This window comes from Tardiphaga sp. 172_B4_N1_3 (genome assembly GCF_052076035.1).
GTDB classification, from domain to species: domain Bacteria; phylum Pseudomonadota; class Alphaproteobacteria; order Rhizobiales; family Xanthobacteraceae; genus Tardiphaga; species Tardiphaga robiniae.
The window spans coordinates 477,296-491,023 of the sequence record NZ_CP197238.1 but is presented as its reverse complement, the minus strand read 5'-3'; the positions used below and the strand labels follow the sequence as shown (position 1 = coordinate 491,023).

Sequence of the window (13,728 nt, the reverse complement as noted above, 5' to 3'; positions counted from 1 at the left end):
ATAGCTGTCTTCACACTTCCGGGAAGCCCCGCAGCAGATAGCTGCGCAGCCAGTGCAGCAGGCTGTTCAGGATCAGACCGAGCATCGAGATCATGATCAGCGGCACGAACATGTCCACGGTCTGGAACGTGCGCGCGGCCTGCACCAGCATGTGACCTAGGCCATCGGTTGAGGTGATCATCTCGGCGAGGAACACAACGATGCAGGAGATCACGAGGCCGATGCGGCAGCCGGTGAGGATCGACGGCATCGCGGCCGGCAGCACGACCTTGAACAGGATCTGCCAGCGCGGCGTGCCGGCGGCCATCGCCGACCAAATCAGCTTCTGCTCGACCATCGACGCGCCGTAGTAGGTCGAGAGCAGGATCGGAAATAGCGCGTCGGCGGTCACCAGCGTGATCTTCGAGGCATGGTCGAAGCCGAGGATCAGCAGCAGCGCCGGATAGAGCGCGATCTTCGGGATCGGCGCCAGCACGCGCACCAGCGGCTTGACCACGGCATTGACCACCGGACTCACTGCCGCCGCGAGACCTATGAATACGCCAACCACCACGGCGATGCCGAAGCCGGCGAACAGACGGATCAGTGTCGCGGCGATATCGTGCAGGAAGTCACCGTTGAAGAAGTCCTTCGCGAGCTTTCCGAACACGGCGCCCGGCGGTGGCAACAAGCTCGTCGGTGCGAAGCCGAATGAGATCAGCGACTGCCACAGCGCGATGAACAGCACGATCGGCGTGATGCCCAGCAGAACCGAATTGATGCGTTCCTGGTTCATGTTGCGCTCACGTAAAGCTGAGAGGCATGTCGTCGCGCGGCTGCGACCAGCGCACCAGCGACAGACGAAGCTTCTCGAACGCCGCGTCGAACACGATGCCCATGGCGCCGATGATCAGGATCATCGCGAACACCGTGTCGTATTGCGCCATGTCGAGCGAGTTGAACAGGATGTTGCCGGCGCCGGACTGGCGCGCAATCATCTCGGAGGTGATCATGGTGATCAGCGCCAGCACGAGACCGGTGCGGCAGCCCGTGAGAATTTCCGGCAGCGCCGCGGGCAACACGATGCGGAGCATACGCATCGGCGCCGACATGCCCATCGCCGCCCCCGACCACAGCATCTTTTCTTCGACGGCTTTGGAGCCCTGGAAAGCGTGATAGATGATCGGCAGCGAGACGCCGAGGAAGATGACGAGGATCTTGGAGACGTCGCCGACGCCCATCCACAGCATGATGATGGGCATCAGCGCTGCTTTTGGCACCGGATAGATGATCATCATCAGCGGATTGAAGAAGGCCGCGACAGCCTTGATGCGCCCCATCAGCAAACCGAGCGGGATCGCAAACATCACTGCGAGCACGAGGCCGATGGCCATGCGACGGATGGAATCGAGAATATTCAGCAGCGATCCCTTGTCCCCGAGGATCGACGGAATGGCCTTGATCGACTCCAGCGCCGTTGGGAAGCTTTCGGTATCCAGCCGCAGCGAGGCAATCTGCCAGACACACAGCAACCCGATGCAGGCGAACAATGGCGAAAGTGTCTTGAGCACCCCGCGCACGGTCATCACAGATGGTCCTTGCCGTCGTCGATCATCTTTTCGATATCGACGATGTATTTCTGGAAACGTGCATCGAGCAGCAGATCGGCGCGCTTGCGCGGCCGCGGCAGATCGATATCGACGATTTCCTTGATCGAGCCCGGCGAGCGCGACATCACGATCACCTTGTCGGAGAGATAGACGGCTTCCTCGACCGAATGGGTGACGAACAGCACGGTCTTGCGCTGCGTATCCCAGATGTCGAGCAGATCGTTCTGCAGCCGCGTGCGGGTATGCGCATCGAGCGCGCCGAACGGCTCATCCATCAGCAGCACGGCGGGATCGTAGGCCAGCGTGCGCGCGATCGCGACACGCTGCTTCATGCCGCCGGAGAGTTCTTTCGGATAGAAATTCTCGTAGCCCTTGAGGCCGACCATCTCGAGCAGCTTGCGGCCGCGCGTTTCGGCTTCAGCCTTCTTCATGCCCTGCTGGCGCATGCCATACATGACATTGCCGAGCACGTTCTTCCACGGAAACAGCGCGAATTCCTGAAACACCGGACCGCGATCGGGGCCCGGTCCCGTGATCGCCTTGCCCTTCACCTTGGCGACGCCATCGGTGGGCTGCACGAAGCCGCCGACAATATAGAGCAAGGTCGACTTGCCGCAGCCCGATGGGCCGAGGATCGAGACGAAGGCGCCGTCTTCGATGGTGAGGTTGATATCCGACAGCGCCAGATGGCTTTGCTTGCCGGAGGTCTGAAAGCGCTGCGAGACGTGCTCGATTTCGATCATGGCTGAAGCGGGTTTGCGGCCGGAAACCGGTTCCGACTCGGCGTGAGCGTCCGAACGTAGCGACACCACCTGCATTCCCGGTCCTTCATTTGCCATGCACGCATTGCAATCACGACGGCCCGACTGTGTCCATCATGCTGACGGACGCAGCGTAGCCGGAAACTGCAATTACTTTAAGCTTCAAATTTATGCGGGCAACGCCTTTTTGCTAGTCAGCGCGTGCCGCGAACAGGGCAGCTTCCCGCAGCAGGACTTTCGGCGTTTTTGGTGCGTTAGTCGCGGAAATACGGCTCAACAGAGCCGGTCAGCTTGATCAGCAGCGGATTGCCGTACCGGTCCTTTGCCGCACCGGCGGGCACCTTCACCCAGCCTTCGCTGACGCAATATTCCTCGACATTGGTCTTCTCAGCGCCCTTGAAGCGAATGCCGACATCGCGCTGCAGCACTTCGGCATTGTAGAACGGGCTTCGCGGATCGGTGGACAGGCGATCAGGCAGATCGGCTGATGCATTGGTGTTATCGGTCATAGCAGCGCCTCGATTTTCTCTCGCAGTGATTCAGGTTTGGCGGTCGGCGCAAAACGCTCGACGACCCGTCCGGAACGGTCGATCAGGAATTTGGTAAAATTCCATTTGATTCCCGAACCCAGCAATCCGGACTTTTCAGATTTCAGGTAATTATACAATGGATGCGCCCCGGCGCCATTCACGTCGATCTTCTCAAACAGTGGGAAGGTGATGTGGTAATTGGCCTCGCAGAAGCTCTCGATCGCCTTGGCGTCGCCCGGCTCCTGCGCGCCGAACTGGTTGCAGGGAAAGCCCAGCACGGAAAATCCGCGCGGCGCAAAATCCTGCTGCAGTCTCTCCAGCCCCGCATATTGCGGCGTGAATCCGCAGGCGCTGGCGGTATTGACGATCAGCAGCACTTTTCCTTCGAACTGCTTGAGCGCGACAGACTCACCTGTCAGTGCGTTCGCAGAAAAATCGGAGATGCCGGTCATCGCACTGATCCCTCTCAGGCCGTCACGGGGTCGCAAGGCATCGGCGGGGTACCGCCGGCCTCGATGGCTTCGCCGGCCAGCAGACACAGATCCTCGCGGTAACGGCCGGCGACGATCTGCACGCCGGTCGGCGCACGGCCGACAAGACCCGTGGCGACGCTGAGCGCCGGCAGGCCCATGAAGGGAATGCCAATCTGCGGCATCTGCGCGGCCCAGACGCGATCGAACGATTCCTGGCCCTGCATATCCAGATGATCCGGGAACGGCAGTTCGCCGGACATCGGCATCAGCACCACCGTATAGGTCTGCAGGAACAGCTCCCAGTCGCGCACGAAGGTGGAGCGGCGCACCAGTGCGCGCGACAGGCCGCCGTTCTCGAAGTCCTTGAGCTTGTCCTTCTGTCCGCGCAGACAGACGAGTGCTGCGGGATCGCCCTCGCGTTCGGCAGCATCCAGCATGCCCTGATAGCCGTCGCCGAACCAGAGCTGCGTCTGCAAGGCCGCAGCCTCGCGCAGCGCCGGCGTGTTCTCGACTTCCTCGACGATCCACCCTGCCCGCTCCAGGCGCTTTCCGGCATCGCGCACGGCGGCTTCGACATCGGCGGTGATGGCGAGACCATCAGGCCGCAAGCACATGGCGACGCGCTTCTCGCGCGTCCGGCCTTCGAGAGGCGCCGGCACCCACCAGGGATCGCGCGCATCGGGCTGCGACATCGCCGCAAGCCCAAGGCGTACATCGTTGATCGTCCGCGCCAAGGGACCTGACACCGCGGTAATCTGACCGGAGATGATGCGCTCGGGCAGCGCCTGATTATAGGCGGCGATGCGGCCGACGGTTGGACGCAGACCGTGCACGCCGCAGGCATAGGCGGGATAACGGATCGAGCCGGCGATATCGGTGCCATGGGCGATGTGGCCGATGCCGGCGGCGACCGCGCTGCCTGCGCCGCCTGACGATCCGCCCGGCGTTAGCGAGGGATCGCGCGGATTCTTGGTATCGCCATAGAGCTGATTGGTGGTGAACCAGCGATAGGAAAATGCCGGGCAATTGGTGCGGCCGATGATGACGGCGCCAGCCTTCAGCAGATTGTCGATCACCGGGCTGTTGGTCGTAGCGATGATCTCGTTCTGGATCTTTACGCCATTCGATGTCGGATAGGTCGCGTAGTCGATATTCACTTTGACGGTGATGGGTACGCCGCCGAGCGGGCCGACATCGTCGCCGCGCGCAATCGCCGCATCGACCGCATCCGCCCGTGCCAGCGCCTCATTGGGTCGATGGTCGACCACGGCATTGATGGCAGGGTTCACAGCATCAAGCCGTGCGAGGCCAGCCACCGTCGCCTCCTTGGCGGACACCTTGCGGTCGCGAATGAGTGCGGAGAGGTCAGTTGCCGACAGGCGCCAGAGATCGTTCATGCAGTGCTCCATTGCTTGTCGCTTGTTAACGCAGGCGGCCGGAGATTGCCAATCAGGCACGATTTCGCAGTCTCGCGGCGCCGAAGCGTCCGAGCTATGAGCATTCCTTCCCACCCTCAATCGAGAGGGCGTGCGGAACGCCGGGTGCCCGTTGCACCCTTGGGCCTGATGCGAATGCGGTCTTCCGCAATCTAGAGTGCATCAGGACTTTCGGAGGCGCCGAGCAAGTGCCCGACGTTCCGCCTGCGGTGTTTTTTCGGTTGCCTGCACATCTGCCATGGCGAACGGTCCCATCACCAAAATTAATGTCCCAGGGCGGAGGGACAGGGTAGCCGCAAAGCACTTGGCCGAACGCGTTTCGAGTTGGTCGTCCGTCACACTGTCCAGGGGTTTGTCCATCCCAGGGTCGGCCGTCTCCTTGCCAGTGGCAGTGCTGGCGCAGATCCGTCCTGCCCGAAGACAGACGTCACCCCCAAACCGCGTGACGCCGCATCTCCGGCGTCCACCGCATCCAGCCCCGCGAACGTGACGATCGCGCTCGCCCCTCTCATCGGGGCCGGACGAAGGGGAATATAATCCACGGCAGGATATTGTCAATAAGAAATAGGAAAAAATGTTTGGGCACTGCTTGCCGCCCCACACTCGTCATTCCGGGGCGTGGCCGGCTCTTGCCGGACGCGAACCCGGAATCCCAGCATGTTCAGCGCAAACACTTCGAGATTCCGGGTTCGCGCGCAAAGACGCGCGCGCCCCGGAATGACAGTGGGAGCTGAACAGGTCGGGATTCCGGGCTCATTCCGGTCCGCTGTGCGGCCCGGCCTGCCCCGGAATGACGTCGCGCGGGCGAGCCCGCGCGACGTCACTTCACCCTTGCGAGAAAATACGCCAGCTCCACGATCTGCGCTTCGGAGATCGACTGCATCACGTCGGCCATCGTCGCGTCATAGCCATGGCGGGAGTTGTCCTTGTATTCGCGCATGGTCTTGGCGAGGTAGTCCTCGCGCTGATTGGCGATGCGCGGAATGTTGTCGCGGCCGGAGAAGTCCGCGTTGTGGCAGCTATCGCAGCGGAATTGCGAGGTCAGCGCCCTGGCGGCCTGCATCCGCGCGGGATCCCCGGCTTCGAGCGCGACCGGCTTCGGCAGCGTGGCGAGATAATCCGAGAACAGGCGCAGGTCATCATCGGTGAAATCCTTCACCATGTCATTCATCGGCTCCGCGACGCGGAGCTTCTCGCGAAACATGTAGATCTGGATCAGCGAATAAGCCGGCTGCTGCGCACCGAGCGACGGCGTGTTCTCGGTTTCGGAGACACCCTTCTCGCCGTGACAACCGAGGCACGGCGCGGCGCGCTCAGTGATGGGTTCGGCGGCGAAGAGTGGGGACGTCGAGAGAAAAAGAGCTACGATGACGGCAAACGGGCGCATCGGCTTTGAACTTTCTGAATACTGAAACTCCGGCGTGGCGAATTCCTTCTCCCCGCTTGCGGGGAGAAGGTGAGGATGAGGGGGACTCTCACCGCGCTCGGAGCAAGTGGAGAGTCCCCCTCACCCGACTTTCACGCGCTTCGCGCGTTGCAGTCGACCTCTCCCCGCAAGCGGGGAGAGGTGAGAAAACGTCGTCACTTCGCGCCCGCCACCTTCTGCTTGCCATAGGTGATGCGATAGATCGCGCCGTTCCAGTCGTCGGAGACCAGCAGCGATCCGTCCTTCATCTGCAGCACGTCGACGGGGCGGCCGACATATTTGTTGTCCTCGATGAAGCCGGTCAGGAACGGCTCGACGGATTTCACCGTGCCGTCCTTGTTGAGCTTCGCGACAACGACGTCTCCGCCGAGCTTCTGAGTCTTGTTCCAGGAGCCATGGCGCGCGATGAAGATCGCATCCTTGTAGACGGCCGGGAACATCTTGCCGGTGTAGAACCGCATGCCCAATGCCGCCGTATGCGACCCGAGCAGGCCGACCGGCGCGGTGTAGTCGGCGCAGGACTTGCCCCAGCCGAATTCCGGATCGAGGATATTGCCCTGCAGGCAATATGGCGCGCCGAAGTCTTCACCCGCCTTGGTGACACGGTTGAGTTCATCTTCCGGCACCGCTTCCGACATCCAGTCGCGCCCGTTGTCGGTGAAGTACATCTGCTTGGTGGTCGGATTCCAGTCGAAGCCGACGGTGTTGCGGACGCCCTTCACATAGATCTCGGCGCCGGTGCCATCGAGATTCATGCGGCGGATCTGGCCATGGGCCTCGTCATGCAGCACATTGTTGCCGGGCTGGCCGACCGGCACATAGAGCTTGTTGTCCGGCCCGATGCCGATGAACTTCCAGCCATGGGCTTCGTCCTTCGGCAGGTTGTCGTAGATCATGGTCGGCTTCGGCGGATTTTCGAGATTGTCTTCCACCTTGTCGATCTTCGAGATCTTCGACAGTTCGGCGATGTAGAGCGTGCCGTCCTTGAAGGCGAGACCGTTCGGGCGATAGAGGCCGGAGGCCAGCACCTTCACCTGGCGCTTGCCGTCATTGTTGATGACCGCATAGACCTTGTCGACGAGGCGCGACCCCACAAAGACCGTGCCCTTGTCGCCTTCGCGCATCGAGCGCGCATTGGCCATGCCGGCGGCGTAAACCTCGATATTGAAGCCCGCGGGCACCTTCAGCTTCGCAGTCGGCAGCTTGTCGGCGGCGGACGGAATCGGCGGCGGCGCGACGGGCGCGAGCTTGGCTGCGGCAGCGCCATCGGGACGGCCGATCAGCGGCGAGCCGGGCGGCAGCGCAGGCGCCGCGGCGGCGACTGGCGCTGCTGCAGGTGCCGGAGCGGCAGCCTGCGGGGCGGCTGGTGCCGGTGCAGGAGCCGCTGCGGGAGCAGCAGGCGCTGCACTTGGAGCTGCACTTGGCGCGGCTGCAGGAGCCGGTGTCGCAGGTGATGTATCGGACTGCTGGGCAAAAGCGCCGCTTGTAAAGACACCGATGAACACACCGGCAAGCAATGCCCGGCGCGCGGACGTGTAGACACTCATGGATCACTCCCCTTTTTACGGAAGCCTTCTCTGCTCGCAGCACATGAGATGCGCCGCCCCCGAGGCTTTCCGGATCGCACTGTTGGATATTTTTATGTCGCTGCGCAATCAAAACATCACGCGCGAGCAAGCCTGTGCGGATTCCCGCAATAGGCTAGAGCCTTCTCGGTTCTGATAGAATCAGAACCGAGGCTCTGGCTTTTTGTATTGACGCGAACCGGTGCCCACTTCGCTCGAAAACGCTCTAGTGCCGCGTTGCGGACTCATCGGTGGCATCGAGCAGTGCTTCAGTGAACGGAAATTCAAGCACGATCTCGCCGTCCTTGTCCGTGACTTCCAGCACCGCTTTGAGCAGATCGCTCGGCGTGCCCTCGGAGCGCAGCAATTGCAGGATCATCGACCGCGCCACATCCCAGGCATGATCGGGATCCCGCAGCTCCTCGCCTTCGGGATCGACCACCAGCTCGTCGTTGATGCGTGTGTTGAAGAAATAAAGCGGCATGGCAATTCTCTTGGCACTGGGCTTGGGCGCTGACGCAGAAGATTTCAGACCACGCGAATATCCCGGAAGATGCGGCGGGCTGAGTACGAATCAATGCCTTTCAACCAAAGGCCTTCGCTATCTATGGAACGTTCTCGCCATTGCAATATTGCAGTGCAATCGATTGTGCATTGCACGCATATTGTACCCCTACCGCTTCACATTGTGATGACGAAGTTGTTGGCGAACCTTTGAGCAGGGATTAGAGTTGTGGTTATGCAGTACCTGACTGCAGAGAAGCGGGAGATAAATATGGCCTGGAAAGCACCGAAGATCGTCGAAGTTGCAGTCGGCATGGAAATCAACATGTACGCCTGCGCAGCGCGCAAGTAAGACTTGAGCTCACGCTAAGATCTTAAGTTTTAGGGGCGCCTTCGTCACTGACGGGCGCCCCGCGTCTTTTTACGAGACGCGAATTGGCCGGGATTCAGGGCGATCTCATGTTGCGTGTTGTCGTTCTTGGAGCCGCGGCCGGCGGCGGTGTTCCGCAGTGGAATTGCGGATGCCGGATTTGTCGTGCGGCGCGCGATGAGCGACCAGACTTGCGGAGCGGTCAGGCCTCGATCGCGGTGTCGGCCGACAATGCCAACTGGTTCCTGATCAATGCCTCGCCCGACCTGCGACAACAGGTCACCGATGCGCCACAGCTTCATCCCCATCCCGATCATGTCAGACACTCGCCGATCGCGGGCGTGATCCTCACCAATGGCGAGGTCGATGCCGTGGCCGGGCTCTTGTCGATGCGCGAGGGTTCGCCATTTACAATCTATGCGCACACACGTGTGCTGGCGATCCTGAAAGCCAACAGCATTTTCAACGTGCTCTCGGACAAGAACGTGCGCCGCGAAGCCATCGACATCGATATATCTTTCGAGCCGAAGCTGCAGGACGGCGCGCCGTCCGGCCTGGAAGTGGTGCCCTTCACCGTGCCCGGCAAGAGCGCGTGGTATCTGGAAGGACAGGCGCATCCGGCCGGTGAGGATGGCGACGGCGATACGCTGGGTCTGCGGATAGCCGAGAGGGCCACCGGCAAGTATTTCTATTTTATCGCGGCCTGCGCGCGGGTGACGCCCGAACTGAAACAACGCATTTCCGGCGCGCCGCTGGTGTTCTTCGACGGCACCGTATGGCGCGACGACGAGTTGATCGCGGCGGGATTGGGCCAGAAAACGGGCCAGAGCATGGGGCATCTGTCGATGTCCGGCGCGCAGGGCGCGATCAGCGAACTGGCCGATGCCGGCATCGCCAGAAAGTTCTTCCTGCACATCAACAATTCGAACCCGGCGCTGCTGCATGATTCCACCGAGCGCGCCGCATTGACCACCGCCGGCTGGCAAATCCCCGGCAATGGCATGGAGATCACGCTGTGAACGCACCCAGTGCAAACACGCTCGGCGACAGCGCCATTTCCGCCTATTCGATTTCGCTAGGGGTGCCGCTGGACAACGCCGCGCAACTGGAAGAGACGCTGCGCCATATCGGCGCGACGCGCTATCACAGCCTGCATCCGTTTCATAAGCTGCTGCATGGCGGCAAACTCAACAAGGGTCAGGTGCAGGCCTGGGCGCTGAACCGCTACTATTACCAGAGCACGATCCCCATCAAGGACGCGGTGGTGATCTCGCGCTTCCGCGACCGTGCGACGCGCGTGGAATGGCGGCACCGGATCGAGGATCACGACGGTGATACCGGCGCAGAAGGCGGTATCGAGCGCTGGCTGAAGCTGACCGAAGGGCTCGGCCTCGACTCAGCCTATGTGGAATCCACCGAAGGCATCCTGCCGGCGACGCGTTTTGCCGTGGAGGCCTATGTGCATTTCGTGCGCGACAGGACGCCGCTCGAGGCCATCGCCTCGTCGCTGACGGAACTGTTTGCGCCGAACCTGCATGAAGAGCGCATTTCCGGCATGCTGAAGCATTATGACTTCGTCAATCCGGACATCATGAGCTATTTCAGCCGCCGCCTGACCCAGGCGCCCCGTGATGCCGGCTTCGCTCTGGATTACGTCAAGCAGCACGCCAACACCCCAGCCGAGCGCCGTGCGGTTTGCAATGCACTGATCTTCAAGACCAATGTGTTGTGGGTGCAGCTCGATGCGCTGTATCATGCCTATGTGGACGGCCATGTGCCGCCGGGCGCGTTCGTCCCGGCCAAGTAAGAAGGCAACGATGACGGAGCTCCGCAGCAATCGTCGGATCAGTGTCAGCGAGGCGAGCAAGCCGGTCTTGCCGCGCCACGCCAAGCTGAAGTTCGACGAGACGCGCCAGCGCTGGGTGATCCTGGCGCCGGAGCGCGTGCTGGCGCCGGACGATATCGCCGTCGAAATCCTCCAGCTTTGCGATGGCGAACGTAACGTCGCCGATATCATCGACCTGCTGGCGGCGAAATACGCCGCGCCGCGCGACGATATCGGCACCGATGTTCTTGCCATGCTGCAGGATCTCGCCGACAAGGGTTTTCTCACGCAAGCGCGGGAGAAGACATCATGAGCCCCACCCTCACCGACGCCAGTCCCGTCTTCACCGATCCCGCCGACAGTCTTGCGATCATGGAGCGCACGCGCTCGACTGCGGAGACCTTCGGCATTCCCCTCGCCGTGCTGGCCGAACTCACCCATCGCTGTCCGCTGCAGTGTCCGTATTGCTCCAATCCCGTGGAGCTCGACCGCGGCAGCACCGAGCTCACCACCGACGAATGGAAGAAGGTGCTGTCCGAGCTCGCCGAGATCGGCGTGCTGCAGATCCACTTCTCCGGCGGCGAGCCGACCGCGCGCAAGGACATCGTCGAGCTGGTCCAGCACGCGACGGATGTGGGCCTGTATTCCAATCTCATCACCTCGGCCGTGCTGCTGACGCGCGACAAGCTCGCAGCGCTCGCCGATGCCGGGCTATGCCATGTACAGATCAGCTTCCAGGGCAATGAGCCCGTGGTTGCCGACCGCGTCGGCGGCTATCGCAATGGCCACGTGAAGAAACTCGAAGTCGCCAAATGGACGCGCGAGCTCGACCTGCCGCTGACGGTGAACGCCGTGATGCACCGGCAGAACCTGCATCAGCTCGCCGACATCATCCAGATGGCGGTCGATCTCGACGCCGACCGGCTGGAGGTCGCGAATGTGCAGTATTACGGCTGGGCGCTGAAGAACCGCGCCGCCCTGATGCCGACCATCGATCAGATCGACGAGACCAGCCGCATCGTCGAGGATGCGCAGCTGCGCCTGAAAGGCATTCTCGATATCGACTATGTCGTGCCGGACTATTACGCGCTGCGGCCGAAGAAGTGCATGGGCGGCTGGGGCCGGCAGTTCTTCAACATCTCTCCATCAGGCAAGATCCTGCCGTGCCATGCCGCCGAGACCATCACCGGGATGGAATTCGAATCCGTACGCTCCAATCATTCGATCGCCTGGATCTGGCAGAACTCGGAAGCCTTCAACCGCTATCGCGGCACCGCCTGGATGCCCGAACCGTGCCAGAGCTGCGCGTTCAAGGAAGTGGATTTTGGCGGCTGCCGCTGCCAGGCCTTCGCGCTGACCGGCCATGCCGGCAATACCGACCCCGCCTGCACGCTGTCACCTGTTCACGCCGAAATCTTCAAAATGGCCGAGACGGAATCCACTGAGGGCCGCGACCGCTTCATCTATCGCAACTTCAAAGGCGGCACGCTGGAGCCGGACGCGGACGACGTCCATGGCCGCTGATGTCCCTGCCCCGGTGAATGCGGACCTGTTTGCGCCGCTGACCTCGGAACATCTCGATGTCGGCGACGGCCACGCAATCCATGTGGAGAGCGTCGGCCGCAGCGACGGCATTCCCGCTGTCTATCTGCATGGCGGCCCCGGCTCCGGCTGCCAGCCCGATCACCGCCGGCTGTTCGATCCGCAGCGCTTTCACACCGTGTTGTTCGATCAGCGCGGCGCCGGCCGCAGCAAGCCGAAAGGCAAGCGCGAGGCGAATACGCTGCCGCATCTGATCGCGGATATGGAAACGATCCGCACCCAATTCGGCTTCGACAAATGGCTCGTGGTCGGCGGCTCCTGGGGCGCGACGCTGGCGCTGGCCTATGCGCAGGCCCATCCCGAACGCGTGACCGGCATCGTGCTGCGCGCAACCTTTCTCGGCACGCGGGAAGAATTGCACGATGTCTTCAACGTCATGCTGCCGCGGCATTATCCCGGCCTGCATGGAGATTTTCTGAGCGCCCTTGCCGAAGCCGAGCGCGCCGATCCGCTGCCGAACTTCTATCGCCGCATTCTCGATGCCGATCCGGCCGTGCATGTCCCGGCGATCCGCGCCTGGGGCGGCACCGAAGCCATCCTGTCCGAAATCGCGCCGAAGCGCATACGGCTCGACCTTGCCGAGCTTGGCAACCAGACGCGGCCGATGCCGGCGACGCCAGCGATGGAAGCGCATTACTTCAAGCACGACTGCTTCATGCGGCCGCATCAGCTCATGGAAGACGCCGGCAAACTCACCGGCATTCCCGGCGTCATCATTCAGGGCCGTTACGACTTCCTCTGCCCGCCCGCGACATCGCATGCCCTGGCCAAGCGCTGGACGAATGCCGAGGTGCGCATCGTTGAAGGCGCCGGTCACAGCCTGTATGACCCCGGCATGCGCGATGCGGTCATGAAGGCCATCGCCGATGTGGCGTCGAAACTGAAATAGGACTTCTGGAATGCCGATCAAAGGCACGGGAATGCTGATGACGTCGATGGATATCGACGCCAGCCATGAGCAGGAATTCAACCAATGGTACGACCGCGAGCATCTTGCCGAGCGCGTCGCCATCGAGGGCTTCGTCGAGGCCCGGCGTTACGTGGCCGTGAACGCCAGGCCGAAATATCTCGGCCTGTATTCGACCGCGACATTCGACGTGCTGGACAGTGATGCCTATCGCACGGCGCTGGCCAACCAGACCAAGTGGTCGCTGACCAATATCGGCCGCTTCCAGAACATGCTGCGTTCGGTGGCTCGGATCACTGTGAGCCGCGGTCAGGGCCGCGGCGCGGCACTTGGACTGGTGCGCATCCGGCCACCCGCCGAAGGCGCTGACAAACTGCGCAGCGCCATCGAAGCGAAGCTCGATCCCGGCGATATCAACGGCATCATTTCGATGCATCTGATGGAGAGCGATCCCCGGCTGTCGAAGCCGCTCACCGACGATCCCGCCGCACCCAATCCCGCCGCCCGCGACTGGTATGTGATGATCGACGGGACGGATGTCGACGCCGTCGCTGCGACCATGAAGGGCCGCTTCACTGCGGCCATTGCAGCGGCAAAGGCAGAGCTGATTTCCGAGGGGACCTACCGGCTGATGTGGGACCTGGCGAAGAGCGATCTTTGAGTTCACGGTCGACGCGGCCTTTCTGAACCTCGCCCCGCTTGCGGGGAGAGGTCGGAGTCGGCGCGCAGCGACGGCTCTG

At 62.1% G+C, this 13,728-nt stretch carries 16 protein-coding genes; 7 read left to right on the top strand and 9 right to left on the bottom strand.

From position 1 onward, the window contains the following. Positions 1-10 precede the first annotated feature (10 nt). The 9 genes from AB7783_RS02155 to AB7783_RS02115 form a co-directional block, all read right to left on the bottom strand. Positions 11-775 (bottom strand): ABC transporter permease, encoded by a 765-nt coding sequence (locus AB7783_RS02155; protein WP_441276687.1) that lies wholly within the window; start codon positions 773-775, stop codon positions 11-13. 7 nt (positions 776-782) lie between these two features. After that, positions 783-1,565 carry an ABC transporter permease gene (locus tag AB7783_RS02150; RefSeq protein ID WP_441276686.1) on the bottom strand — a complete coding sequence of 261 codons (783 nt, stop codon included), beginning with the start codon at positions 1,563-1,565 and terminating at the stop codon, positions 783-785. After that, a complete protein-coding gene (locus AB7783_RS02145) occupies positions 1,565-2,407 on the bottom strand; it encodes an ABC transporter ATP-binding protein (RefSeq protein WP_244528451.1) in 843 nt (280 codons plus the stop codon). The genes AB7783_RS02150 and AB7783_RS02145 overlap by 1 nt, the downstream gene beginning before the upstream one ends. Positions 2,408-2,604: 197 nt before the next feature. Then, the gene (locus tag AB7783_RS02140; RefSeq protein WP_089267433.1) at positions 2,605-2,859 is read right to left on the bottom strand and encodes a DUF3297 family protein; all 255 of its coding nucleotides are present in this window, start codon (positions 2,857-2,859) and stop codon (positions 2,605-2,607) included. After that, complete coding sequence (locus AB7783_RS02135) at positions 2,856-3,332, bottom strand: glutathione peroxidase (RefSeq protein WP_441276685.1); 477 nt, start codon at positions 3,330-3,332, stop codon at positions 2,856-2,858. The genes AB7783_RS02140 and AB7783_RS02135 overlap by 4 nt, the downstream gene beginning before the upstream one ends. A 14-nt stretch (positions 3,333-3,346) precedes the next feature. Further along, a complete protein-coding gene (locus AB7783_RS02130; protein ID WP_441276684.1) occupies positions 3,347-4,750 on the bottom strand; it encodes an amidase family protein in 1,404 nt (467 codons plus the stop codon). Positions 4,751-5,609: 859 nt separating this feature from the next. Beyond that, complete coding sequence (locus AB7783_RS02125; protein WP_441276683.1) at positions 5,610-6,176, bottom strand: c-type cytochrome; 567 nt, start codon at positions 6,174-6,176, stop codon at positions 5,610-5,612. 194 nt (positions 6,177-6,370) lie between these two features. Beyond that, positions 6,371-7,762 carry a PQQ-dependent sugar dehydrogenase gene (locus AB7783_RS02120; RefSeq protein WP_441276682.1) on the bottom strand — a complete coding sequence of 464 codons (1,392 nt, stop codon included), beginning with the start codon at positions 7,760-7,762 and terminating at the stop codon, positions 6,371-6,373. A gap of 244 nt (positions 7,763-8,006) precedes the next feature. Continuing rightward, positions 8,007-8,264 carry a DUF6894 family protein gene (locus tag AB7783_RS02115; protein ID WP_089267437.1) on the bottom strand — a complete coding sequence of 86 codons (258 nt, stop codon included), beginning with the start codon at positions 8,262-8,264 and terminating at the stop codon, positions 8,007-8,009. A 291-nt stretch (positions 8,265-8,555) separates the two neighbouring features. Between AB7783_RS02115 and pqqA the strand changes: the two genes are divergently transcribed. The 7 genes from pqqA to AB7783_RS02080 all read left to right on the top strand — a co-directional run bounded on the left by pqqA (position 8,556) and on the right by AB7783_RS02080 (position 13,649). Further along, a complete protein-coding gene (gene pqqA / locus AB7783_RS02110) occupies positions 8,556-8,636 on the top strand; it encodes a pyrroloquinoline quinone precursor peptide PqqA (protein ID WP_089267584.1) in 81 nt (26 codons plus the stop codon). 107 nt (positions 8,637-8,743) lie between these two features. Continuing rightward, the gene (pqqB, locus tag AB7783_RS02105) at positions 8,744-9,673 is read left to right on the top strand and encodes a pyrroloquinoline quinone biosynthesis protein PqqB (RefSeq protein ID WP_441276681.1); all 930 of its coding nucleotides are present in this window, start codon (positions 8,744-8,746) and stop codon (positions 9,671-9,673) included. A 35-nt stretch (positions 9,674-9,708) separates the two neighbouring features. Then, positions 9,709-10,461 carry a pyrroloquinoline-quinone synthase PqqC gene (pqqC, locus tag AB7783_RS02100; protein ID WP_441279625.1) on the top strand — a complete coding sequence of 251 codons (753 nt, stop codon included), beginning with the start codon at positions 9,709-9,711 and terminating at the stop codon, positions 10,459-10,461. Between the two features lie 10 nt (positions 10,462-10,471). Further along, positions 10,472-10,792, top strand: coding sequence for a pyrroloquinoline quinone biosynthesis peptide chaperone PqqD (pqqD, locus tag AB7783_RS02095; RefSeq protein ID WP_309946761.1), 321 nt, complete (start codon positions 10,472-10,474; stop codon positions 10,790-10,792). Continuing rightward, positions 10,789-12,003 carry a pyrroloquinoline quinone biosynthesis protein PqqE gene (gene pqqE / locus AB7783_RS02090; protein ID WP_441276680.1) on the top strand — a complete coding sequence of 405 codons (1,215 nt, stop codon included), beginning with the start codon at positions 10,789-10,791 and terminating at the stop codon, positions 12,001-12,003. Before pqqD ends, pqqE begins: the two co-directional genes overlap by 4 nt. Next, positions 11,993-12,970, top strand: a complete 978-nt coding sequence (gene pip, locus AB7783_RS02085; RefSeq protein ID WP_441276679.1) for a prolyl aminopeptidase — start codon at positions 11,993-11,995, stop codon at positions 12,968-12,970. Before pqqE ends, pip begins: the two co-directional genes overlap by 11 nt. A gap of 10 nt (positions 12,971-12,980) precedes the next feature. Next, positions 12,981-13,649: a hypothetical protein gene (locus AB7783_RS02080; RefSeq protein WP_441276678.1), complete on the top strand. Its 669-nt coding sequence runs from the start codon at positions 12,981-12,983 to the stop codon at positions 13,647-13,649. Positions 13,650-13,728: the final 79 nt, after the last annotated feature.

What these genes read in the sequence shown, in the direction of transcription:
- AB7783_RS02155 (WP_441276687.1), bottom strand. Translation starts at nt 775, where the DNA reads ATGAACCAGGAACGCATCAATTCGGTTCTGCTGGGCATCACGCCGATC.
- AB7783_RS02150 (WP_441276686.1), bottom strand. Translation starts at nt 1,565, where the DNA reads ATGACCGTGCGCGGGGTGCTCAAGACACTTTCGCCATTGTTCGCCTGC.
- AB7783_RS02145 (WP_244528451.1), bottom strand. Translation starts at nt 2,407, where the DNA reads ATGCAGGTGGTGTCGCTACGTTCGGACGCTCACGCCGAGTCGGAACCG.
- AB7783_RS02140 (WP_089267433.1), bottom strand. Translation starts at nt 2,859, where the DNA reads ATGACCGATAACACCAATGCATCAGCCGATCTGCCTGATCGCCTGTCC.
- AB7783_RS02135 (WP_441276685.1), bottom strand. Translation starts at nt 3,332, where the DNA reads ATGACCGGCATCTCCGATTTTTCTGCGAACGCACTGACAGGTGAGTCT.
- AB7783_RS02130 (WP_441276684.1), bottom strand. Translation starts at nt 4,750, where the DNA reads ATGAACGATCTCTGGCGCCTGTCGGCAACTGACCTCTCCGCACTCATT.
- AB7783_RS02125 (WP_441276683.1), bottom strand. Translation starts at nt 6,176, where the DNA reads ATGCGCCCGTTTGCCGTCATCGTAGCTCTTTTTCTCTCGACGTCCCCA.
- AB7783_RS02120 (WP_441276682.1), bottom strand. Translation starts at nt 7,762, where the DNA reads ATGAGTGTCTACACGTCCGCGCGCCGGGCATTGCTTGCCGGTGTGTTC.
- AB7783_RS02115 (WP_089267437.1), bottom strand. Translation starts at nt 8,264, where the DNA reads ATGCCGCTTTATTTCTTCAACACACGCATCAACGACGAGCTGGTGGTC.
- pqqA (WP_089267584.1), top strand. Translation starts at nt 8,556, where the DNA reads ATGGCCTGGAAAGCACCGAAGATCGTCGAAGTTGCAGTCGGCATGGAA.
- pqqB (WP_441276681.1), top strand. Translation starts at nt 8,744, where the DNA reads ATGTTGCGTGTTGTCGTTCTTGGAGCCGCGGCCGGCGGCGGTGTTCCG.
- pqqD (WP_309946761.1), top strand. Translation starts at nt 10,472, where the DNA reads ATGACGGAGCTCCGCAGCAATCGTCGGATCAGTGTCAGCGAGGCGAGC.
- pqqE (WP_441276680.1), top strand. Translation starts at nt 10,789, where the DNA reads ATGAGCCCCACCCTCACCGACGCCAGTCCCGTCTTCACCGATCCCGCC.
- pip (WP_441276679.1), top strand. Translation starts at nt 11,993, where the DNA reads ATGGCCGCTGATGTCCCTGCCCCGGTGAATGCGGACCTGTTTGCGCCG.
- AB7783_RS02080 (WP_441276678.1), top strand. Translation starts at nt 12,981, where the DNA reads ATGCCGATCAAAGGCACGGGAATGCTGATGACGTCGATGGATATCGAC.